The sequence below is a fragment of the Rhizobium sp. TBD182 genome, assembly GCF_001950375.1.
GTDB lineage: Bacteria > Pseudomonadota > Alphaproteobacteria > Rhizobiales > Rhizobiaceae > Agrobacterium > Agrobacterium tumefaciens.
Genome location: NZ_BDLN01000005.1, coordinates 101,175 through 123,343 on the forward strand (window position 1 = coordinate 101,175; position 22,169 = coordinate 123,343).

The following is a 22,169-nucleotide window of genomic DNA, read 5'->3' on the forward strand; positions in this document are numbered from 1 at the left end:
CAAGCCATTGAAAAGATGAATTAATTTACTGCTAATAACGCACAATAAAACAAAACGCCCGGGTCGTGTGACCCGGGCGTTTGGAGAGGCGAACGGAATCGCTGTTAGTTGGACTGGCGACGCAGGAACGCCGGAATTTCCAGCTGGTCGTCGTCATGGTGGCTTGCCGAAGAAGGCGTCGCACGACCGTGATCGTCAAGCTGGCCACGACGCGGAGCGTAGAGGCTGGCTTCCGGCGAAAGTGCGCGGCGCTGCTGCGGCGCCATGCTCGGCGCATCCATCATTTCGGAAGGAACTTCTTCCTCTTCGCGTCGACCAAGCGAGTTGGTGATGCGCTTCAGAAGACCCATCGGGCCACGCTCTTCCTGGGCTGCAGGAGCTGCGTGGGCACGGTGATCCATCTCGGCCTTCACGACCGGCGGAAAGTCCTCGACCTTCGGCATGCGGACAGGCTCGGGCTGGCGGGCAACAGGAGCCTGCTCCTGATAGACCGGAGCCTGAGGCTGCTGCAGACGCGGAGCGGCAACCTGTTCCGGCGCGTGATAGACCGGTGCCGGGGCAACAGGTGCCGGAGCAGCCTGCTGAACCGGCTGTGCCGGACGGAGAGCTGCCGGTGCTTCAGCCGGAGCGGATGCAAACAGCTTGCTCTGCGGACGGAAATCCTGAGAGGGCTGCTGGTGTGCTGCGAAACCAAGTTCACGTTCCATTTCGGCTTCCGCCGAACGGATGGTCTGGGCGATCTGGTCTACGGTCTTTGGTGCCTGCGATACTGCTTGTGCAGGCTGAACTGCGGCCGGAGCGGGAGCAACGGCCGCGGAAGGACGGATAAGCGGCTTGGCGGCTGCGGCGCGCATATCGGCAACGTTCTGTTCGCCAACGCCCGCAACGCGGTCGATGCCGGTCGCGACGACGGAGACGCGGATGAGACCTTCAAGTGCCTCGTCGAAGGTTGCGCCGAGGATGATGTTCGCATCCGGATCGACTTCTTCGCGAATACGGGTAGCCGCTTCGTCGACTTCGAACAGGGTAAGATCGCGACCGCCGGTGATGGAGATCAGGAGGCCCTGTGCGCCCTTCATCGAGGTTTCGTCGAGCAGCGGGTTGGCGATTGCCGCTTCCGCAGCCTGCATCGCACGGCCCGGACCGGAAGCTTCGCCAGTACCCATCATTGCGCGGCCCATTTCACGCATGACCGAGCGAACGTCAGCGAAGTCGAGGTTGATGAGACCTTCCTTCACCATCAGATCGGTAATGCAGGCAACGCCGGAATAGAGAACCTGGTCAGCCATGGCGAAGGCATCGGCAAAGGTCGTCTTGTCGTTGGCAATGCGGAAGAGGTTCTGGTTCGGAATGACGATCAGCGTATCGACGGACTTCTGCAGTTCCTCGATGCCCTGTTCGGCAAGACGCATGCGGCGACCGCCTTCGAAATGGAAAGGCTTGGTAACGACGCCGACCGTCAGGATGCCCTTGTTGCGGGCAGCCTGTGCAACGACAGGTGCAGCACCGGTGCCCGTACCACCACCCATGCCGGCAGTGACGAAGCACATGTGGGTGCCGTTCAGGTGATCGATGATCTCATCGATGCATTCTTCAGCGGCGGCGCGTCCGACTTCCGGCTGGGAACCGGCACCGAGACCCTCGGTGACGTTGACGCCGAGCTGGATGACCCGGTCTGCCTTCGTCATGGTCAGAGCCTGTGCATCCGTGTTGGCGACGACGAAATCGACACCCTGGAGGCCAGCCGTGATCATGTTGTTGACAGCGTTACCGCCACCGCCGCCGACACCGAAAACAGTGATGCGTGGCTTCAGCTCGGTGATATCAGGCTTTTGCAGCTGTATCGTCATTTTACCATTCCTTCTTTCTCTGGCCGCATCGCCCCGCTGGCCGATTCTTGAAAACTCAACTTGGAAACCTCAGGCTCACGCCACGAGGCTACTCAGAAACTCTCTTTCAGCCATTGCCCTACCCGGGCTATCCGGCCGCTACCCGTACCAAACGGCGAGAACATTCCGCCTTGCGCCGCATGAATTTCGATGTCCGCTACCTGCGGATAGATCATCAGTCCGCATGCGGTTGAAAATGCCGGTCCCTTTGCCGCAACCGGAAGACCCGCAACCCCCATGGGGCGGCCGATACGAACGTTGCGGGCAAGAATGCGCCGTGCCGTTTCCGGCAGCCCCGTCAGCTGGCTCGCGCCGCCCGTCAGGACAACACGTTTGCCGACGATGGGGCTGAAGCCGGACTTCTGGATACGATCACGGATCAATTCCAGCGTCTCTTCGATACGCGCCCGCACGATGCGGGTAACAAGTGCCCTTGAAACTTGCGATGGTTGATCGCGATCATCTTCGCCAATCGGCGGGATCGAAATCATGTCGCGCTCATCCGCGCCATTCAGCAAAGCCGAACCATGCACCACCTTCAGTCTCTCCGCATCTTCGATTCGTGTCGAGAGGCCTCGTGCAAGATCTGTCGTAACGTGATGACCGCCAAGGCCGATCGCGTCGGTATGAATGAGACGGCCTTCGGCGAAAACCGAGATCGTCGTGGTGCCGCCGCCCATGTCGATGGCCGCACAGCCAAGCTCGACCTCGTCATCGACCAATGCCGCAAGACCGCTGGCATAGGGCGTCGCCACCATGCCCTCGACCGAGAGATGCGCGCGATTGACGCAAAGCTCGAGGTTCTTCAGCGCCGTGCGTTCGACAGTCACCACATGCATGTCGACACCGAGAAGATCGCCATACATCGACAGCGGATCACGAATGCCTCGCTCGCCATCCAGCGAATAGCCTGTTGGCAGCGAATGCAGGATCGCCCGGTCCTGACGCATGGACTGCTGGCTCGCCGCCACCAGAACCTTGCGCAGGTCGCTTGCTTCGACTTCCTGTCCGCCGAGATCGATGCTCGCGGTATAGATGTCGCTTGCCAGCCGGCCGGCGGAAACATTGACGATCAGGCTGTCGACGGTCAGGCCTGCCATGCGCTCGGCCGCATCCACCGAAAGACGGATCACGCCTTCGAGCGCGTCAAGATCGGCGATCACGCCGGATTTCACACCGCGCGAGCGCTGGTGACCAATGCCGATGATTTCCACCTTGTGGGTGCGACCCGGCAGGATTTCGCTTTCCTGGCGCGGCGTCAGCCGTCCGATCATGCAAACGACCTTGGTCGAGCCGATGTCGAGCACCGAGACGATGTGGCTGCGCTTGGAAGACAGCGGCTTCAGACGAGGCAGGCCGAAATGGGAAGAACCAAAAAAGCTCATGTGTTCTTCTCCGCTTTCTTGAGTGCCTTCGTGCGTGCATCTACCGCCGTCTGGCGGCGCTCTGCTGCACCTTCGGTCAACTGGATCGTTGTGCGGTCCGTCAGACGCAGATCGACGGCAGCGACATCACGCGACAGAACCTTTTCCTCGAGATCGAGCCGTGCCAGCAATTGCAGTGCCTGCGGCAGGTTCTCTTCCGGCAGCTTGACGACGATGCCGTTGTCGAGATGCAGATCCCAGCGGCGGCCGGCAATGCGAACATAGGCGCGAACGCGGTTGCGAATTTCCGGCCAATCGGCCAGTTGCGCGACGAAACCGGCAGCACCCGTTTCCGCGTCACGTCCGACGAAAAGCGGCAGGGCGGCAAATTTATTGTCACGCAGCGGCGCGATCACGCTGCCGCTTTTTTCGATCAGCGACAGTTCCGTGCCATGCTGCCAGATGCCGAAAGCTTCACGCTCCTTCAGGCGAACCTCAACCGTCTTCGGATAGACCTTGCGGATATCGACATCTTCGACCCAGGGAAGCTGGACGAGCTTGCGGCGTGCCGCATCGATATCAAGCGCAATCAGGGAGGTGCTGCCGTCAAGGCCGAGAAGCTGGAAGACTTCGATTTCCGATGTCTGCAAATTGCCGGATACCTTGACGTCCTCAACCGCAAAACCGGCGGCCGAGGTCGTGGTCTGGGTGACGATATTCGTATGTCCGCCAAGCGACATGCCGTAAAGCCCGATCACCGCGTAAAAGGCAACAGCCGAAATCGTGCCGGTATGGGCGGGAATGTGGATGCGTCCGGTCGCAAGGCTGACACCGAAACGCACGAAACGACGCAGCGGACGCGGCAGCACCCTGCGATCGTCGGCATTTGCCGTCGCCACGAATTGCTCGCGCTTTTTTGCCGTCGACTTTTTGCCGGTCACCGCAAACACGAAGCGTCCTCCACCATCCAGCTGACAAGGTTACCAAAGGAGCGGCCAGCATGGGCCGCCATTTCCGGCACCAGGGAGGTCGGCGTCATGCCCGGCTGCGTATTCACTTCAAGCCAGATAACTTCGCCATCTTCTGAGAAGCGGTCGTCGTAACGAAAGTCTGAACGGCTTACGCCACGGCACCCGATCGCCCGATGCGCCATAACCGCCAGTGTTTGAATTTTTTGGTAAATTTTTGGTGAAATTTCTGCCGGAATGACATGCTTTGAGCCACCGGCTGCGTATTTAGCGTCATAATCATAGAAATTGTGACCCAGCGGCACCACTTCCGTCACACCTAGCGCCTCGCCGTTGAGCACGCCGCAGGTCAGTTCGCGACCATGGATGTAACGCTCGACCATGACTTGGTCGCCGTAACGCCATTCGGACGAGGTAAGGATTTGCGGCGGATGCGACTGGTCTTCCTTGACGATCACCACACCGAAGCTCGAGCCTTCGCGCACCGGCTTGACGACGTAGGGCGGCGCAAGCGGATGTTCGCTGGTGAATTCGAACCGGTTCATGACGCGTTCGTCAGCCACCGGAATGCCAGCAGCCGCAGCCACTTTCTTGGCCTGCGCCTTGTCCATGGCAAGTGCAGAAGCGAGCACGCCGGAATGGGTATAGGGAATGGCGAGATATTCGAGAATGCCCTGAATGGTGCCGTCTTCACCGAAGGGGCCATGCAGCGCATTGAAGGCGACATCCGGGCGCAGCTCGCCGAGTACGGCGGCGATATCGCGCCCCACATCGACCCGGGTGACCTTGTACCCCTCGCCCTCAAGGGCGAGCGCGCAAGCGTTCCCGGACGAGAGGCTGACCGGCCGCTCCGACGAAAACCCACCCAAAAGAACAGCTACGTGCTTGCCGCCCATCGATACCTCTGACACCAAATCTCCGCTACGATCCACACCGGAACCAACCGAATTTGACGAACGGTGATTCTGGCACATGATCCTTGAGATCAGTTAAACGCCATTAAGGTTAATGAATCGTTTACTTTCGTTAACCGCCGCGCCCAACATGCCAGTTCCATTAAAGAATCAGCATCGATCCGAATTACCTCCTTGGAATCAGAGAGTTGGACGGATTGCAACATGCAGGTTTTCAATGATCGGAAATACAACGAGGGTGCCGCACACTTCTATCCATGATAAACACAAGGCGAAAACGTTAACGGATGACGCTTTTCCCCAGCGAAAATTATCTGACGTTTCAGCATTTTAAATCCGTCGCCTGAATCAGTCTCTCAATCTTGAGACTGCGTCCTCGCACACGCTGCGGTCCCTGTCGCACCAGCCGATCACATTGTCCGCATTATTTCTTTTTTAGCATTCCAAAAGAACAAAAATTGCGTTAACGCAGTCAATGCCTCCCAAGGCATGACATGCAATCATCCAAAAATGGGACCAAAACCATGACTGACGCGATATCTCCGGTATCGCCGACAGCTGGCAATTCGAACGTTGTAAAGACAAATTCGCCTGCACGAGTTCTCACTGCCAGCCTGGTCGGCACGACCATCGAGTTTTTCGATTTTTACGTTTACGCCACGGCCGCAGTGCTCGTGTTTCCGACATTGTTCTTCCCGAACAATGATCCGATGACGGCACTTCTGGCATCCTTCGCCACCTTCTCCATCGCCTTTTTCGCCCGCCCGCTCGGCGCCGTCGTTTTCGGCCATTATGGTGACCGCGTCGGCCGTAAAGCTACGCTTGTCGCCGCTCTGCTGACCATGGGCGTATCGACGGTCGTGATCGGCCTTCTGCCGTCCTATGAGACAGCCGGTGTTCTGGCACCTCTGTTGCTGGCGCTTTGCCGCTTCGGTCAGGGCTTCGGTCTTGGCGGAGAATGGGGCGGCGCGGTCCTGCTGGCCACGGAAAACGCTCCTCCCGGCAAGCGCAGCTGGTACGGGATGTTTCCGCAGCTCGGCGCGCCCGTCGGTCTGTTCCTCTCCTCCGGCGTCTTCTGGATCCTGCTGCACTTCATGTCGCAGGAAGCGCTTCTGAGCTGGGGCTGGCGCATTCCCTTCGTCGCTTCGATCATCCTGATCGCGGTTGGCATGTGGGTTCGTCTGTCGATCACCGAAACGCCTGCCTTCCAGAAGGCAATCGAAAAGGAAGAACGTGTTGCCGTGCCGGTCGTGGAACTGTTCCGCAACCACAAGCGCAGCCTCGCGCTCGGCACTTTCGTGGCGCTGGCTACCTTCGTGCTGTTCTATATCGGTACCGCCTATCTGCTGTCCTACAACGTCAAGGTTCTGAAAATCCCGTTCCTCGACGCACTCGAAGTGCAGATCATGGGCTCCATCGTTTTCGGCATCTTCATCCCGATCGCCGGCAAGCTCGCTGAGCGCTTCGGCCGTCGCGAAATCCTGATCCTGACGACGGTGCTGATCGGCCTGTTCTCGTTCCTGCTGCCTACCCTGATGACAGGCGGCGAAGGTTCGATCTTCATCTTCGCGGCTCTTGCGATGACGCTGATGGGCATGACCTACGGCCTGATTGGAACGGCGCTTGCCGCCCCCTTCCCGACAAGGGTGCGCTACACCGGCTCGTCCATCACCTTCAACATGGCCGGCATCTTCGGCGCATCGCTGGCACCCTACATCGCCACATGGCTGCAGGTGAATTACGGCATGGGATATGTCGGATATTACCTCTGCGTATCCGCCCTCATCACGCTCGCCTGCATTCTTTTGTCCCGCAAGGATGAAGTCTGAGCGACAGGCCACTAAAAGATCGAGGCCGCGGAATCACCTTTCGCGGCCTTTTTTCGTCTGTGATGATCCTCAAGCGATAATTTGACGGCCACCTTTCGCGCCCGACGAACAGATGCGATTACGCCCGCTACGTTTCGCCTCGTAGAGCGCCATATCCGCATTGTGCATGACCTTCTCAAAAATCTCCCTGTTCCCGCGCAAGGCCACACCTATCGAGATGGTGGTACTGATCTGCAAATCCTGAAAATGAACCGTTGTCGTCGCGATCTTCTCACGGATGCCTTCGCACTGTTCCAGGAACCGATCCGGGGCAAGGGTGTGGACAACGACAAACTCTTCACCGCCCATCCGCGCCACATGAGCGGCTTCATCGAAACCTTCCCGAATTGTCTTAGCGACACTGGAGATAACCATGTCACCAGCCAAATGGCCGTAGCTGTCATTCACGGACTTAAAATGATCAATGTCGATAAATGCGACGCAATATGGCGTACTCAGATGAACGCAATTCGAATAAAGACCTAGCCGGTTGTGAAGACCTGTCAGAGCATCAGTCTGGCTGAGCTGCGCAAAACGCTCGTGTGACTGGATCAGTAACTGCATCTGCCTCGCATTGAGCCAGCAAATTAAAAAACCGACGGTGAAAGAGATTGTCGTACTAAGGACCAGGCCGATCGTGAGCCCATTGCTCAAGTCCGAGACCAGGTCCAACTGCGCCATCGTCAGGATCGCAACGACACAGATAACGGCGGCTATGGAAGCGATCAGGCAAGCCAATCGAAATGATGACTGTACCGGGTCAAGCCGACGCCATCCATCCGGTGTCGCCACGGTGAAAGTCGTTATCGCGACGAGTTCGCTTATAAAACGTGACAGCTGTCCGCTTACGCGATCGGCAATGAAAATGCTCATAAATATCACCCAAGCAGTAGAGTGGCGCAACGCTGCCTCTCCCGTAATCTAAATACTGCTTATAGATAAAAACTATTGATCGACCGTTACCCGTCGCCAAGGGTGATATGAAACAAAAACTCCTGGCCGCTTGGTGCTGCCAGGAGAGATATGAAACGGCTAACGCAGTTGCTCATGGCAATCGCGAGGCATCGCAATTTTCAGGCGCCGAGGAAGGGCTCCACTTCACGACCCGGCATGAAAAGCCCAAGCCGTTTGATTTCCCACTCCAGCCGAATGCCCGACTTCTCGAACACGCGCTTGCGAATGGTCTCGCCCAGATATTCCAGATCGTAACCGGTCGCATGGCCGGTATTGATCATGAAATTGCAATGCAGCGATGACATCTGCGCACCGCCGATGACCAGACCGCGACCGCCCGCTTCGTCGATCAGTTCCCAGGCGGAATGACCTTCGGGGTTCTTGAAGGTCGATCCACCGGTCTGTTCACGGATCGGCTGCACGGTTTCGCGGTGGTGACGCACGGCGTCCATATCGGCGCGGATCTTCGCGCGGTCTTCCGGATAACCCTCAAACAGGGCGCCGGTGAAGATCAGACCAGCATCGGCGCCGGAGTGGCGATAGCTGTAATCCATATCCGCATTGGAGAGCACATGCTGGTTGCCCTGACGGTCCACCGCATAAACCTCCACGACACGCTCACGCGTTTCACCGCCGTTGGCGCCCGCATTCATGCGTAGCGCGCCGCCGATGGAGCCGGGAATACCGTAATAGAAATGGAAACCGCCAATGCCATTATCCATGGCCATCGCGGCAATATGCTTGTCCGGGCAGATCGCGCCTGCCTTGATGCGGTTTTCACCCGAAAGCTCCACCGAGCCGAAACCTTTGGCGGAAAGACGGACGACGACACCTGGAATGCCGCCATCGCGCACCAGAAGGTTCGAGCCGACACCGACCACGGTCAACGGCACGTCCTCCGGCAGGATTTTCAGGAATGTAACCAGATCGTCGGTATCGTGCGGCTGGAACATGACTTCCGCAAGACCGCCGGCTCTGAACCACGTCACGCGGTCCATGGGCGCATCCGGTGTCAGACGTCCCCGCAATTCCTTTACCCCGTCGCCGAGCCTCCCCAGCAATTTAACCCCATCGACCTGTCTCATTCAGACTTTCCTGATATGCTCTTCAATTCCGAAGGCAGCGCTGCCGCCCATTGCGTGATATTTCCGGCCCCCAAGAGAACCACGAAATCGCCCGGATTCGCAATGCCTGCAACCACTGACGCGAGATCTTCCCGTTTTTCGAGAAAACGGGCATCGCGATGGCCGGCAGCCTTGATTGCGGAGACCAGCGCTTCCGAGCTTGCGCCCTCGATCGGATCTTCGCCCGCTGCATAGACCGGAGCAAGAATAATCGTATCGGCATCGTTAAAACAATGCGCGAAATCATCGAACAGGCTGGAAAGGCGGCTGTAGCGGTGCGGCTGGTGCACGGCGATGATGCGGCCCTTGCAGGCTTCGCGCGCAGCCGCGAGCACAGCCTTGATCTCAACCGGATGGTGGCCGTAATCGTCGAAGACCTGCACGCCATTGGCTTCGCCCGTCAGCGTGAAACGACGCTTGACGCCGGCAAAGGAGGCAAGGCCCTTCTTGATGTCCGCTTCCGAAATACCGAGACGATTGGCGACGGCAATCGCAGCCGTTGCGTTCGAAACATTGTGGCGACCGGGCATCGGCAGGACGAGGTCCGTGAAGGAGAATATCTTGCCGGTGCGGCGCCGGCGAATTTCCACATCGAAGATAGACCGTGTGCCATCGATGCGCACATTCGAAAAACGCACGTCGGCCTGTGGGTTCTCACCATAGGTGATGACCTTACGGTCTTCGATACGCCCAACCAGAGCCTGCACCTCGGGATGATCGAGACACATGACGCCAAAGCCGTAAAACGGAACATTCTCCACGAATTGCCGGAAAGCAGCGCGCACGGCGTCGAAATTGCCGTAGTGGTCAAGATGTTCCGGGTCGATATTGGTGATCACGGCCACATCGGCCGGAAGCTTCAGGAATGTGCCATCGGATTCATCGGCCTCCACCACCATCCACTCGCCCTCGCCCATGCGGGCGTTGGTGCCATAGGCGTTGATGATACCGCCGTTGATCACGGTCGGGTCGAGATTGCCGGCTTCAAGCAGGGTCGCGACCATCGAGGTCGTCGTGGTCTTGCCGTGCGTGCCACCGATGGCAATGGCGTTACGGAAACGCATGAGTTCGGCCAGCATTTCGGCACGGCGGACGATCGGCAGGTGTTTTTCCCGCGCGGCGATCAGCTCCGGATTGTTCTTCTTGATCGCGGTGGAAACGACCACGACCTCGGCATCACCGAGATTATCCGCCGTGTGGCCGACGAAGACCTCGATGCCCTTGTCGCGCAGGCGCTGCACATTGGCGCTGTCGGCCTGGTCGGAGCCCTGTACGCGATGACCGAGATTGTGAAGCACTTCGGCAATGCCGCTCATGCCGATCCCGCCTATGCCGATGAAATGGACAAGGCCTATGGCTTTCGGCATCTTCATGCCTCAACTCCTTCAATGTTCTTCTTGAATTCCTGTACGGACTTTCCGCTCGCAATCGCCTCGACCAGATCGGCCAACACATCCGCCGCATGCGGTTTTCCTGTCGCCTTGGCCGCCGCCGCCGTTGCGGACAAGCGATCCGGCTCGGACAGCGCCGAGGACAGAAGGCCGGAGAGCTTCTGCGGCGACAGTTCCGACTGCTTGATAACGCTTGCACCGCCGGCTGCCGAAAGCGCTGCCGCATTGGCCGCCTGATCGTGATCCAGCGCATGCGGATAAGGCACGAGGATCGCGGGTCGGCCGATCACCGAAAGCTCCGATACCGTCGACGCACCCGAACGGCTGATGACCAGATCGGCCTCACCGATGCGCGAGGCCATGTCGCCGAAGAAAGGCGAGACATCCGCCTTCACGCCCAGCTTCTGATACGAGGAGATCACGCTGTCCTTGTCTTCGGGGCGCGCCTGCTGGGTCACGACGATGCGCTTGCGCTGCTCGTCTTTCAACAGGCAGATCGCCGCCGGAACCGCGCTGGAAAAGAACTGCGCTCCCTGGCTGCCGCCGAAAACCACGAGCTGGAACGTCTCGCCGGTCTGCGAAGGCGTATAGGGTATCTCTGACGCCGCCAGCACCGCCGGGCGCACGGGATTGCCGGTCGCAACCGTCTTGTCGGAATATTGGCCGTTGGCGGGCGGCAGAAAACCGCCGGCAATCGCCTTCACACGGGCCGCCAGCGCCTTGTTGGCACGACCCATCACCGCATTCTGCTCGTGAATGATCGATGGCACACCAAGCCCGGTCGAGGCAAGCAGCGGCGGCACGGTGGGATAACCGCCAAAGCCAACGACCGCAACCGGCTTCAGCTTCGTGATCAGCCGGCGCGCTGAACGCAGCCCCGTCCACAGCTTCCACAGCGAACGCGCCACGGAAATCGGGTTTTTCGAACCAATGGTGGCGGATGGAACGACGTGAATTTCTTCCGCCGGAAACTTGCCCGCATAACGCTCGGCACGGCTGTCGGTGACCAGATGCACCTGATAACCGCGCGCTTTCAGCGTGTGCGCCAAGGCCTCGGCTGGAAAGACATGGCCGCCGGTACCCCCGGCGGCGAGCAGAACAATACCCTTGCTCATGATCATTTACTCCGCAGGAACGCCGGAACCGACGCGGAAGAAGCTGCGCTCCTGCGCCCTCTTTTCCGGCCTGTGGCGTGTCAGCGCCAGAAGGAAGCCTGCCGTGACGCAGATCGCCATCATCGACGAACCACCATAGGAAATCAGCGGCAGCGTCATGCCCTTGGCGGGCATCAGCTCCAGATTAACGCCGATATTGATCATCGACTGCATGCCGATCTGCAGGACCAGACCGGCCACGGCAAAGCGGCAGAAATCGTCTTTTTCCCTGAAGGCGTGCGAGAGGCCGCGCAACACGATGAAGGCGAAGATCGCCACAAGGAACATGCAGAAAACAATGCCGAATTCTTCCGCCGCCACCGAGAAGATGAAGTCGGTATGGCTGTCGGGAATGATACGCTTGACGATGCCCTCACCCGGGCCGCGACCGAACCAGTCGCCACGAATGATCGCCTCGCGCGCCGTATCCACCTGGAAGGTATCACCCTCACCGGTCCAGAAACGGTCGATACGGCCGGCGACGTGCGGCAGGAGCAGATAGGCGGAGACGATGCCGAGAACGCCGAGGCCGCCGAGCACGATGATCCAGAACCACGGAACACCGGCCATGAAGAACATGCCGCCCCACACCACCGATGTCAGGATGGTCTGGCCAAAGTCGGGCTGGGCAATCAGAAGTGCCGCCACGATACCGAAGGTGATGATAGCAAAGAGGTTACCGGGAATTTCGGGGTGGCGCGCGCGTTCGGCAAACAGCCAGGCGCAGACAATGACGAAGGCGGGTTTCATGAATTCCGATGGCTGGATCGAAAAGCTGCCGATGGAAATCCAGCGCCGTGCGCCCTTGACCTCGATACCGAAGAACAGCGCGAAAATCATCATCAGCAGCGACGCGATCAGCATCATCACCGCCACGCGCCGGACCTGACGCGGCGACAGGAAGGAAAGACCGATCATGATCGCCAGCGAAGGCACCATGAACATCGCTTGACGTTCCACGAAGAAGAAGCTGTTGAGACCGATGCGTTCGGCAACCGCCGGCGATGCCGCAAATGACAGCATCAGGCCGATGCCCATCAGCGCGATGAACGCCGCCAGAAAGAAACGGTCGATGGTCCAGAACCATTCCGCGACCGGACCGCGATCAACTCGGCTTACCATGGCCTCAGCCCCCTTTTCCAGAGTGAACGAGCATCGTCACGCCATCGAGCGCCGCAACCTGCGCGACGAACGAATCACCTCTGATTTCAAAGTTCTTATATTGGTCGAAGCTTGCGCAAGCCGGGGATAACATCACGATATTGCCGGCCGTCGCATCTTTTTCCGCATCCGCCGCCGCATGCTGCACCGCCTTGTCCAGCGTGCCGGATATTTCATAAGGCACGGCTTCGCCGAGCGTCGCTGCAAATTCCGCCGCGGCCTCGCCGATCAGATAAGCCTTGGCGATGCGCGGAAACAGGGGCGCAAGGCTGGCAATGCCGCCGGCCTTCGGCAGACCGCCCGCGATCCAATAGATGCGCTCATAGCTCGACAAGGCCGGTGCTGCTGCATCGGCATTGGTTGCCTTGCTGTCATTGACGAAAGTGACATTGCCGCGCCGACCGACCGGCTGCATGCGATGTTTTAGGCCGGGGAAGGACTTGAGACCTGCGCGAACGTCCTCTTCGGAAACGCCGACGGCAAGGCATGCGGCAATTGCAGCCGCTGCATTCTGGGCATTGTGGCTGCCGCGAAGCGTCTGGATGCCGTCGAGATCGACCAGCAGCGAGGACTTGCCCCCATGCGCCCGCAGGATGCGGCTGCCTTCGGCATAAAGACCTTCGGAAACGACATTGCGCTTGGAAATGCGCTCCACCTTCACGCCGGCACGCTCGATGCGGTCGGCGATCAGCGTGGAATAGCTGTCATCAACGCCGACAATTGCCGTGCCACTGCCCGCCACAAGCCGTTCCTTGACATCGGCATAATGCTGCATGGTGCCGTGCCGGTCGAGATGGTCGGGCGTCAGATTGAGCAGAATGCCGGCCGTCGGATTGATCGTCGGCGCCAGATCGATCTGGTAGGACGAGCATTCAACGACATAGAAACGTTGCGCTTTCGGCGGATCGAGGCTCAGCACGGCAGTGCCGATATTGCCGCCGAGTTGTGTATCGCGGCCCGAAGCCTTGAGGATATGGGCAATCAGTGCGGTCGTCGTGGATTTGCCGTTCGTGCCGGTGATGGCGATGAAGGGGCAATCCGGCGCATGCGCCCGGCGCTCGCGAATGAAAAGCTCGATATCGCCGATAATCTCGACACCCGCCGCCCGGGCAAGATCGACCGACCAGTGCGGCTTCGGATGCGTTAGCGGCACGCCGGGTGCGAGCACGAAAGACGAAAAGGAATGCCAGTCTATCGTTCGAAGATCAGCCGTCGTTATCCCTTCGGCCTCAGCCTTGGCGACGCTGTCGGGATTATCGTCGAAAGCAACAACATCCGCCCCGCCGGCAACCAGCGCCCGGGCCGTGACAAGGCCCGAACCGCCAAGCCCGAAAAGCGCGACCTTCTTACCTCTGAACGACGAGACCGGGATCATCGCTCACCTCAGCTTCAGCGTAGCAAGGCCGAGCAGCGCCAGACCGACGGAAATGATCCAGAAACGGATGACCACCTGGCTTTCCGTCCAGCCTTTTTTCTCGAAATGATGGTGGATGGGCGCCATCAGGAAAACGCGCCTGCCGGTGCGCTTGAACCAGAAAACCTGGATGATGACCGAGAGTGTTTCCATCACGAACAGGCCGCCGACGATGACCATGACGATCTCGTGCTTGGTGGCGACAGCGATGGAGCCGATGAGGCCGCCGAGCGCCAGCGAACCCGTATCACCCATGAAGATGGCGGCGGGCGGCGCGTTGAACCACAGGAAGCCGAGGCCAGCCCCGACCACCGCGCCGACGATGACAGCGAGCTCACCCGTTCCGGGCACGAAGTTGATCTGCAGGTAATTGGCGAAAACCGCGTTACCGGCGAGATAAGCAATCACGCCGAAGGTGGCGGCTGCAATCATGACAGGCACGATGGCGAGACCATCGAGACCGTCGGTCAGGTTAACCGCATTGCCGGCGCCGACAATCACGAAAGCACCGAACAGCACGAAGAAATAGCCGAGATTGATCACGAGTTCCTTGAAGAACGGAAAGGCGATGGAGCTTCCGAGCGTGCCGCCATGCGGTGCGGAAGCAAGCGCCACCTTCATCATGAAGAACACGGCAATCGCGGCAATCAGGAATTCGATGCCGAGACGGGCTTTGCCGGAAAAGCCCTTGTCGCTCTGCTTCGTCACCTTGAGATAGTCGTCATAAAAGCCGATAGCCCCGAAGCCGAGCGTCACCATCAGTACGGCGACGACGTAGACGTTCGACAGGTCACCCCAGAGCAGCGAACCGCCGAGAATACCGGCAAGGATCATCAGCCCGCCCATGGTCGGCGTGCCAGCCTTCTTGAAATGCGTCTGCGGCCCGTCGGCACGGATTGGCTGGCCCTTGCCCTGGCGCACGCGCAGCGAATTGATGATCGCCGGTCCGAAAAGGAAGACGATCAACGCAGAGGTGAACATCGCCGCACCCGCCCGGAAGGTGATGTACCGGAAGAGGTTGAAGACTTGAATTTTATCCGACAGTTCGACGAGCCAGATCAGCATAATTGCCCTTTCAAAAGGCTATTTCAGACTTGGCGTTCCGTCTCGGGGAATGCCGGATACTTGTCAAGCAGTGCCGCGACAATCTTGCCGAAACCCAGCCCAAGTGACGATTTTACCATCAGCGCATCGCCCGGTTGCACCCATTGCAGGGCAAAATCGGCAAGTTCAGCTGTCGTCGGGAACCAGATGACAGTTACACTGTCCGGAAGCGCATCGCGAAGGGCGGCCATCGCCTCCCCCGCCAGCCAGACATGTTCGATACCACCGGCTAGCAGCGGCCCCGCCAGTTCCTCGTGTAGCTGGGCTGAGAATTCACCCATCTCCAGCATGTCGCCGAGAACGGCAACGCGACGGCCATAACCCTGCGTTTCTGTTTCCGCAAGCACGGCAATCGCCGCCCGCATGGAGGCGGGGTTGGCGTTGTAGCTCTCATCGATCAGCAGGAAGGAACCGCTTTCAATCGTCAGGCGATGGCGCTGTCCGCGCCCCTTGACTGCCTCGAGCGTTCCGAGCACCTCGAAGGCGCGGTCGAGATTGGCGCCGGTAACGGCAACAGCGCCAAGCACCGCCATGGCGTTGTCGGCAATATGCCTGCCGGGAATGTTCAGGTGCAATTCGCTCGTTTCGCCGTTCAGGATCGCCCAGATGGTCGAGCCTGTGGACGTGCTTTCGAAATCGGCCAGCCGGAAATCGGCCTTGGCATGCTGCCCGAAGGTCAGGATATGCTCGATACCCTGGTCCTGCGCCGCTTCTTCAAGTTGCTCGAACTGGGCGTTGTCACGGTTGAGGATGACGAAGCCGCCCTCCTCCAACCCTTCGAATATCTCCGCCTTGGCGCTCGCGATCTCTTCTATGTTCTTGAAATTGCCCAAATGAGCTGGCGCGATGGTGGTAATGATCGCGACATGCGGACGTACCATCTTGACCAGCGGACGGATCTCGCCGGAGTGGTTCATACCGATTTCGAAAACGCCGAATTCGGTATCGGCGGGCATGCGCGCCAACGTCAGCGGCACACCCCAGTGATTGTTGAAGGACGCCACCGCCGCATGAACCCGGCCCGAAGGCGCCAGAGCCTGCCGCAACATTTCCTTCGTCGTCGTCTTGCCGACAGAACCGGTCACCGCGATGATCCGCGCCGTGGTCCTTTCACGCGCCGCAATGGCGAGCTTGCCAAGCGCCGCGAGGACATCCTCCACGACGATCATGGGCACGGTCAGGCGGCCGAGGGCCGGCAGCTTGCCTTCGGCGACTACCAGCAGGCCCGCACCATTGGCGACAGCAAAACTCGTATAGTCATGGCCGTCGACCCTATCGCCCTTGATGGCGAAAAATGCTTCACCAGCCTTCACAGTCCGGCTGTCGATGGAAATGCCGGTGATACCGGTCGGCAGGTTCCCGACGGGACGCCCTGCCGTGATGGCGATCATGTCGGCGACTGTCCATAACCAATTCAAATCTTCAATCCTTCCAGCGCGGTACGCACCTGTTCATGATCGGAAAACGGCAGCGTCACGGAACCGACGATCTGCCCCTCTTCATGCCCCTTGCCCGCGACGATCAGCGTATCGCCGTTCGAAAGCAGCGACACCGCATGACGGATCGCCTCTGCCCTGTCGCCAATTTCCAACGCACCCGGCGCAGCCGCCATGACTTCGGAACGGATCGTTGCAGCGTCTTCCGAGCGCGGATTGTCGTCGGTAACGATAACGATGTCGGAAAGACGTGTCGCCACTTCGCCCATGATCGGGCGCTTGCCCTTGTCACGGTCGCCGCCGCAGCCGAAGACGGTGATGATGCGGCCGGAGGTGAAGGGCCTGACCGAGGTCAGAACATTTTCAAGCGCATCCGGCTTGTGGGCATAGTCCACATAGGCAAGCGCGCCGTTCTTCGTCTGGCCCACAAGTTCCAGGCGACCGGCAGCACCGATCAGCTTTTCAAGCGCCTTCATGGCCGTTGGGGCGGAAACGCCGGTGGACATGGCAAGACCGGCGGCGACGAGAGCATTGGCTACCTGAAAATCGCCGGCCAGCGGAATGTCGACTTCGTGGATCACGCCGTCATGGTGCACTTCGATCAGCTGCTTGTGACGGAAATGCTCTACACGCTTCAGCGTTAGATAATCGCCCTTCCGGCCAACGGTGCGCACATTGAGGCCTGCATCCGCGGCGGCGCGAATGGCCTTATCCGACCAAGGGTCGTCGGCAAAAATGACGGCTGGCGCGCCCTTTTCCATCAGCGTGTCAAACAGCCGCATCTTCGCGGCCATATAGTCCTCGATTGTCGGGTGATAATCCATGTGATCACGGCCGAGATTGGTGAAACCGGCCGCAGCGAGCTTCACGCCATCAAGGCGACGCTGGTCGAGGCCGTGGCTCGAAGCTTCCATGGCCGCATGGGTCACGCCTTCGGCAGCAAGCTCGGCGAGAAGCGCATGCAGCGTCACCGGATCCGGTGTGGTAAGCGCGCCATAATCTTCGCGGCCGGGAGCGATGACACCCGTCGTACCGATCTGGGCGGCGGCATGGCCAGCGAAAGCCCAGATTTGCCGCACGAAGGAGGCAACGGAGGTCTTTCCCGCGGTGCCGGTAACGGCGACCATGGTTTCCGGCTGTTTTCCATAAAAACGGGAAGCGGCGAGCGAAAGGTAGAGGCGCGGGTCAGTGACAGCGAGGACCGGCACATCGGCATCCACCGCATGCCCGGAAACGACGGCGACCGCACCCTTGGCGACCGCGTCCTTCACATAGGCCGCGCCATCCGCCTTGGTTCCCGCAACCGCCACGAACAGGCTGCCGGGCGCAGCCTTGCGGCTGTCTGCGGTAATTCCCCCGATTTCGATTGCCCCTATCTCAGACAGGAGCAATTCATTCAATTCCGGAAACGCCGTCCCGGATATATCTCGCAAATTCATCGACTGTGTCCGTCTTGTCCCCCCGGCGCGATTCGCCGGAACACCATAAGCTCTAACAATCAATAAGACACGAGCAAGGCCGAGCCATCCTTGCCGAACTTCGGCTTCACGCCCAGCACTGCCGCCGTGCGGCTGATGATATCGTGCACCATCGGCGCAGCCGAGGTGCCTGCAAGTGCCGCGCCATTGCCCTTGTCCGTCTTCGGTTCGTCGATGAAGGAGAGCACCACATATTGCGGGTCGTCCATCGGGAATGCCGAAAGGAAGGCATTGAAGTTCTTGTCATGCACATAACGGCCATTGACGACCTTGTCAGCCGTACCGGTCTTGCCGCCGACATTGAAACCGTCGACGCGCGCATTACGGCCGGAACCGTTGACACCGTTCCATTCGAACAGGAAGCGCATATCCTTGCTGGCGCCGGGCTTCAGCACCTGTTTTGCGACCTGATCCGCCTGTTCGCGCGTGCGCGGCAGGAATGTCGGCTCGATCAACTTCCCACCATTGACGAGCGCGGCACCGGCAACTGCTGTCTGCAACGGCGTTGTTGAAACGCCGTGGCCGAATGAAATGGTGATCGAGTTGATCTTCTTCCATTCGCGGGGCTGCGAAGGCAGCGCCACTTCAGGCAGTTCGGTCTGCATGCGCGTCAGAAGGCCAAGCCGCGTCAGGAATTCCTTGTGTCCTTCGGTCCCCACGGTGTCGGCGATTTTTGCCGTACCGATGTTCGACGAATACTGGAAAATTTCCGGCACCGAGAGCATGCGGCCCTTGCCGTGGAAATCCTTGATGGTGAAGCCACCGATGCGGATCGGATAACGCGCGTCGAACATATCGCCCAGGCGGACGCGACCCGAATCGAGACCCATGGCAATGGTGAAGGATTTAAAGGTGGAACCCATTTCGAACGTGCCGTTCGACATGCGGTTGAGCCATCCTTCCTTGGCACCTTCTGCCGGGTTGTTCGGATCATAATCCGGCACGGAGGCCATAGCGAGCACTTCGCCGGTATGCACATCCAGAACCACAGCCCCCGCGCCGATCGCCTGGAACTTGGTAATGGCCGAGGTCACGACTTCACGCACGATGGACTGGACGCGTAGATCGATGGAAAGCTTCACCGGCTCCAGCGGCTGATCGCTGGTCATGCCGAGCGCCGTCAGATCGGCCAGTCCCTGGCTGTCGACGTAACGTTCCATTCCGGCAACACCGCGATTGTCGATATTGACGTGACCGACAACATGGGCAGCTGTTGGCCCGCCAGGGTAGAAGCGGCGCTTTTCCGGGCGGAAACCGACACCGGGGATGCCGAGCGCCAGGATCTGGCTCTGCTGTTTCGGCGTCAACTGACGGCGCAGCCACTGAAAGCGCGAATTGGAGGAAAGCTTCTGATAGGTGCCGCGCTGGTCGAGATCTGGCAATACAGTGCGCAGCTTCTCGATGGCTTCGTCGATATCGACGATGCGATGCGGCTCCGCAAACAGCGACACGGTGCGGATATCGGTCGCCAGAACCTCGCCGTTACGATCAAGAAGATCGGGACGCGACGCCATCAGCCGGTCGGCAGGGGCAATGCTCGAAACCGTCTCCTGCTCGGCAAGGCCATATTGCACCAGACGGCCGCCCACGACGCCGTAAAAGGCGATGAAGCCGAAAATGATGAGACCGACGCGGCTTTTCGCCTGGGCCGCCCTCTTCTTGCGAGCGCCCTCGAAAGCAGCATGGTCAGTGTGAATGCCGGTGGTGCTGGCGGAAAAGTGAGCCTTGCTCTTCAGAACCATGACGCGGGAGAGAAAAGACATCAGCGGTCCACCGATCCAGTTATGGTTTCATCCATTTCGCCATCTTCATCGCCTGCGACAGCGGCGACGGCAGGAGCCGGAGCCGCCGTGGGGCGGGAAACACGCGCCCGCGGTGTTGGAACAGGAGCGCCATTGGCGGCAATCTGGCCGGCGGGCGGTGATTTCTTCTTGGCAGCTCCGCCAAGCGTAGCGCCCGGCTTGGAGCCGTTGACGGCAGCGGCGATGACATCCGCAACGCTCATGCCTTCCGGCTCGGGCGGCTGCGGCAATTGCGAGCGCAGCATCGGCAATTCGCGCGGCTGCGCCAATTGTGTCGGCAGCGTCGGCGAAAGGCCAAGCTCGTCCTGATAGGCATTCACGAGACGATGAAGGCGGTTCGGCTGCGTCAGCAGTGCCCAGTCGGCCCGCAAAAGATCGATCGTGTCTTTTTCGAGCTTGATTTCGGTCTCGAGCTTGCGGACCTGTTCCAGCTTGAGATCGGTCTTGTGCTTGATCGAATAGGTCACCACCGCCGCAGCGACCATGACCCCCATCAACACGACATCGAATGTGCGCAGCATATCAGCCTCCCATCTTTTCAAGGCTGGCGAGATCGGGAAGTTCGAAAATCGAAAAATCTGCCGCCCGGGCAGGTGCCGCCGTGCGCAGGCCGGCGCGCAGCTTGGCCGAACGGGCCCGCGGATTGATCTCCGCCTCCTCGTCGCTTGCAGCGACCATCGGCTTGCCGATATTTTCGAAAATGGCGGGCTTGTCCTCCACCATCGGCAGATGGCGGGAACCCGCCGCCTTTCCGGAACGTTCGGAGAAGAATTTCTTGACGATGCGGTCTTCGAGCGAATGGAACGTGACGACAACCAGCCGGCCGCCGGGCTTCAAAGCCCGCTCGGCAGCAAACAGGGCCTGCGCCAATTCGCCGAGTTCGTCGTTGACGAAAACGCGCAGCGCCTGAAACACCCGTGTTGCGGGATGGATCTTGTCTTTAGCCTTGCGCGGCGTAACGATTTCAATGAGGCCCGCCAGATCGCGCGTGGTGCGGAAGGGCTCTTCCGCCCTCCTCTTTTCAATGGCGCGGGCGATGCGGCCCGGCTGCTTTTCCTCGCCGAGAAAACCGAAGATGCGGATGAGATCGCCGACCTTGGCGCGATTGACGACATCCGCCGCCGAAACGCCGGAGCTGGACATGCGCATGTCGAGAGGACCGTTCTTCTGGAAGGAAAAACCGCGCTCTGCCTCGTCTATCTGCATGGAGGAAACGCCGATATCGAGAACCACGCCGTCAAGACCGCCTTCCGGCGCGTGCCTTGCCAGATCGGAAAATTGCGATTGAATGAGGGTAAGCCTGCCGCCATTTGCAGCAACCATGGCCTGGCCGCCGGCGATCGCGTTCGGATCGCGGTCAAGCGCGATGACATTGGCACCTTGATCGAGAATTGCCTGGGTGTAGCCGCCGGCGCCGAAAGTGCCGTCGAGGATGACCTTGCCAGATGCGGGTTCGAGCGCAGCGATCACTTCGCGAAGCAGGACCGGGATGTGACGCTGAGGTCCCTCACCGGCATCAGAAGATCGCCCGCCAGAATTCGCCGCCATTCCGTGTCCCCGTCCTATGCGGGGCGTGCAGCCGAAAAACCGCGCCCCGCTCTTGCTGCCGCCTGCGCCGCCAAAAACGCCTGCGGTTGCCAAAGCTGAAAATGATCCGCTCGTCCAACGAAGGTGACATCCGTGGATATGCCGGTAAATTCCCGGACGAAATCCGTCACCATCAACCGACCTTCCTGATCGAGCTTCATGAAAACGCCGCCGCCGTGTACCAGCAGCGACATTGCGTTCGCCTCCGGCGAGAAGGCATCCATGGACGCGATCTGCCGCTCGTAGCGCTCCAGCAAATCCGGACCGCCGACACTGATTGCCGGAAACGCGAAATCCTGAAGGCAATAAAGCTCCTGAATCCCACGCTGTGCCAGCACCGAACGAAACGGAGACGGAACCGAAACGCGCCCCTTGGCGTCGATCCTGTTCGTTACGTTCGATAAAAAGCGGTCCATTACTCAACTCGCCAAAACCGCATTCCGCAAAGCGAATCATCCGCCCCACAGACAACACCGGTACGCACGACACATCGCCAAGCGTCAGGGCGACATGCCCTGCAGCAGCCCGTTGCAGGCTCCTCACTCGTTTCAGCGATTGCGG

At 59.7% G+C, this 22,169-nt stretch carries 18 protein-coding genes; 1 reads left to right on the top strand and 17 read right to left on the bottom strand.

What is annotated here, in order from left to right; translation table 11 throughout:
* Positions 1 to 104 precede the first annotated feature (104 nt).
* From ftsZ to T18_RS16455, 4 genes are all read right to left on the bottom strand, one after another.
* Positions 105 to 1,850, bottom strand: coding sequence for a cell division protein FtsZ (ftsZ, locus tag T18_RS16440; RefSeq protein WP_003513206.1), 1,746 nt, complete (start codon positions 1,848 to 1,850; stop codon positions 105 to 107).
* A 92-nt stretch (positions 1,851 to 1,942) separates the two neighbouring features.
* Positions 1,943 to 3,274 carry a cell division protein FtsA gene (ftsA, locus tag T18_RS16445; RefSeq protein ID WP_003513208.1) on the bottom strand — a complete coding sequence of 444 codons (1,332 nt, stop codon included), beginning with the start codon at positions 3,272 to 3,274 and terminating at the stop codon, positions 1,943 to 1,945.
* Entirely contained in the window at positions 3,271 to 4,203 is a 933-nt protein-coding gene (locus T18_RS16450) for a cell division protein FtsQ/DivIB (protein WP_003513210.1), read from the bottom strand. Before T18_RS16450 ends, ftsA begins: the two co-directional genes overlap by 4 nt.
* Positions 4,191 to 5,117 (bottom strand): D-alanine--D-alanine ligase, encoded by a 927-nt coding sequence (locus T18_RS16455; protein ID WP_038491609.1) that lies wholly within the window; start codon positions 5,115 to 5,117, stop codon positions 4,191 to 4,193. Before T18_RS16455 ends, T18_RS16450 begins: the two co-directional genes overlap by 13 nt.
* Positions 5,118 to 5,659: 542 nt before the next feature.
* On the opposite strand from T18_RS16455, the gene T18_RS16460 reads away from it, so the two are divergent.
* The gene (locus T18_RS16460) at positions 5,660 to 6,964 is read left to right on the top strand and encodes an MFS transporter (RefSeq protein ID WP_003513212.1); all 1,305 of its coding nucleotides are present in this window, start codon (positions 5,660 to 5,662) and stop codon (positions 6,962 to 6,964) included.
* Between the two features lie 69 nt (positions 6,965 to 7,033).
* Here T18_RS16460 and T18_RS16465 read toward each other — a convergent pair whose 3' ends face one another.
* The 13 genes from T18_RS16465 to mraZ form a co-directional block, all read right to left on the bottom strand.
* Positions 7,034 to 7,876, bottom strand: coding sequence for a GGDEF domain-containing protein (locus T18_RS16465; RefSeq protein ID WP_233284922.1), 843 nt, complete (start codon positions 7,874 to 7,876; stop codon positions 7,034 to 7,036).
* 200 nt (positions 7,877 to 8,076) lie between these two features.
* Positions 8,077 to 9,042 carry a UDP-N-acetylmuramate dehydrogenase gene (gene murB / locus T18_RS16470; RefSeq protein ID WP_003513214.1) on the bottom strand — a complete coding sequence of 322 codons (966 nt, stop codon included), beginning with the start codon at positions 9,040 to 9,042 and terminating at the stop codon, positions 8,077 to 8,079.
* Positions 9,039 to 10,454: a UDP-N-acetylmuramate--L-alanine ligase gene (gene murC, locus T18_RS16475; RefSeq protein WP_038491615.1), complete on the bottom strand. Its 1,416-nt coding sequence runs from the start codon at positions 10,452 to 10,454 to the stop codon at positions 9,039 to 9,041. The genes murB and murC overlap by 4 nt, the downstream gene beginning before the upstream one ends.
* Positions 10,451 to 11,587, bottom strand: a complete 1,137-nt coding sequence (gene murG, locus T18_RS16480; RefSeq protein WP_038492885.1) for an undecaprenyldiphospho-muramoylpentapeptide beta-N-acetylglucosaminyltransferase — start codon at positions 11,585 to 11,587, stop codon at positions 10,451 to 10,453. The genes murC and murG overlap by 4 nt, the downstream gene beginning before the upstream one ends.
* Positions 11,588 to 11,593: 6 nt before the next feature.
* Positions 11,594 to 12,748, bottom strand: coding sequence for a putative lipid II flippase FtsW (ftsW, locus tag T18_RS16485; protein ID WP_003513223.1), 1,155 nt, complete (start codon positions 12,746 to 12,748; stop codon positions 11,594 to 11,596).
* Between the two features lie 4 nt (positions 12,749 to 12,752).
* The gene (gene murD / locus T18_RS16490; protein ID WP_038491619.1) at positions 12,753 to 14,162 is read right to left on the bottom strand and encodes a UDP-N-acetylmuramoyl-L-alanine--D-glutamate ligase; all 1,410 of its coding nucleotides are present in this window, start codon (positions 14,160 to 14,162) and stop codon (positions 12,753 to 12,755) included.
* A 3-nt stretch (positions 14,163 to 14,165) separates the two neighbouring features.
* Positions 14,166 to 15,266: a phospho-N-acetylmuramoyl-pentapeptide-transferase gene (mraY, locus tag T18_RS16495; protein WP_003513226.1), complete on the bottom strand. Its 1,101-nt coding sequence runs from the start codon at positions 15,264 to 15,266 to the stop codon at positions 14,166 to 14,168.
* A gap of 23 nt (positions 15,267 to 15,289) precedes the next feature.
* Complete coding sequence (locus T18_RS16500; RefSeq protein ID WP_026330779.1) at positions 15,290 to 16,723, bottom strand: UDP-N-acetylmuramoylalanyl-D-glutamyl-2,6-diaminopimelate--D-alanyl-D-alanine ligase; 1,434 nt, start codon at positions 16,721 to 16,723, stop codon at positions 15,290 to 15,292.
* On the bottom strand, positions 16,720 to 18,180 hold the full coding sequence (locus tag T18_RS16505; protein ID WP_003513228.1) for a UDP-N-acetylmuramoyl-L-alanyl-D-glutamate--2,6-diaminopimelate ligase: 1,461 nt from the start codon (positions 18,178 to 18,180) through the stop codon (positions 16,720 to 16,722). The genes T18_RS16500 and T18_RS16505 overlap by 4 nt, the downstream gene beginning before the upstream one ends.
* Positions 18,181 to 18,239: 59 nt before the next feature.
* Positions 18,240 to 19,982 carry a peptidoglycan D,D-transpeptidase FtsI family protein gene (locus T18_RS16510; protein WP_003513230.1) on the bottom strand — a complete coding sequence of 581 codons (1,743 nt, stop codon included), beginning with the start codon at positions 19,980 to 19,982 and terminating at the stop codon, positions 18,240 to 18,242.
* Complete coding sequence (locus tag T18_RS16515) at positions 19,982 to 20,542, bottom strand: hypothetical protein (protein ID WP_003513232.1); 561 nt, start codon at positions 20,540 to 20,542, stop codon at positions 19,982 to 19,984. Before T18_RS16515 ends, T18_RS16510 begins: the two co-directional genes overlap by 1 nt.
* 1 nt (position 20,543) lies before the next feature.
* Positions 20,544 to 21,569 (bottom strand): 16S rRNA (cytosine(1402)-N(4))-methyltransferase RsmH, encoded by a 1,026-nt coding sequence (gene rsmH / locus T18_RS16520; protein WP_013636514.1) that lies wholly within the window; start codon positions 21,567 to 21,569, stop codon positions 20,544 to 20,546.
* A 14-nt stretch (positions 21,570 to 21,583) separates the two neighbouring features.
* On the bottom strand, positions 21,584 to 22,024 hold the full coding sequence (mraZ, locus tag T18_RS16525) for a division/cell wall cluster transcriptional repressor MraZ (RefSeq protein ID WP_003513235.1): 441 nt from the start codon (positions 22,022 to 22,024) through the stop codon (positions 21,584 to 21,586).
* Positions 22,025 to 22,169: the final 145 nt, after the last annotated feature.

Bases quoted from the DNA above. Each gene is read 5' to 3' on its own strand.
- ftsZ (WP_003513206.1), bottom strand. From the start codon at position 1,850: ATGACGATACAGCTGCAAAAGCCTGATATCACCGAGCTGAAGCCACGC.
- ftsA (WP_003513208.1), bottom strand. From the start codon at position 3,274: ATGAGCTTTTTTGGTTCTTCCCATTTCGGCCTGCCTCGTCTGAAGCCG.
- T18_RS16455 (WP_038491609.1), bottom strand. From the start codon at position 5,117: ATGGGCGGCAAGCACGTAGCTGTTCTTTTGGGTGGGTTTTCGTCGGAG.
- T18_RS16460 (WP_003513212.1), top strand. From the start codon at position 5,660: ATGACTGACGCGATATCTCCGGTATCGCCGACAGCTGGCAATTCGAAC.
- T18_RS16465 (WP_233284922.1), bottom strand. From the start codon at position 7,876: ATGAGCATTTTCATTGCCGATCGCGTAAGCGGACAGCTGTCACGTTTT.
- murB (WP_003513214.1), bottom strand. From the start codon at position 9,042: ATGAGACAGGTCGATGGGGTTAAATTGCTGGGGAGGCTCGGCGACGGG.
- murC (WP_038491615.1), bottom strand. From the start codon at position 10,454: ATGAAGATGCCGAAAGCCATAGGCCTTGTCCATTTCATCGGCATAGGC.
- murG (WP_038492885.1), bottom strand. From the start codon at position 11,587: ATGAGCAAGGGTATTGTTCTGCTCGCCGCCGGGGGTACCGGCGGCCAT.
- ftsW (WP_003513223.1), bottom strand. From the start codon at position 12,748: ATGGTAAGCCGAGTTGATCGCGGTCCGGTCGCGGAATGGTTCTGGACC.
- murD (WP_038491619.1), bottom strand. From the start codon at position 14,162: ATGATCCCGGTCTCGTCGTTCAGAGGTAAGAAGGTCGCGCTTTTCGGG.
- mraY (WP_003513226.1), bottom strand. From the start codon at position 15,266: ATGCTGATCTGGCTCGTCGAACTGTCGGATAAAATTCAAGTCTTCAAC.
- T18_RS16505 (WP_003513228.1), bottom strand. From the start codon at position 18,180: ATGAATTTGCGAGATATATCCGGGACGGCGTTTCCGGAATTGAATGAA.
- T18_RS16510 (WP_003513230.1), bottom strand. From the start codon at position 19,982: ATGTCTTTTCTCTCCCGCGTCATGGTTCTGAAGAGCAAGGCTCACTTT.
- T18_RS16515 (WP_003513232.1), bottom strand. From the start codon at position 20,542: ATGCTGCGCACATTCGATGTCGTGTTGATGGGGGTCATGGTCGCTGCG.
- rsmH (WP_013636514.1), bottom strand. From the start codon at position 21,569: ATGGCGGCGAATTCTGGCGGGCGATCTTCTGATGCCGGTGAGGGACCT.
- mraZ (WP_003513235.1), bottom strand. From the start codon at position 22,024: ATGGACCGCTTTTTATCGAACGTAACGAACAGGATCGACGCCAAGGGG.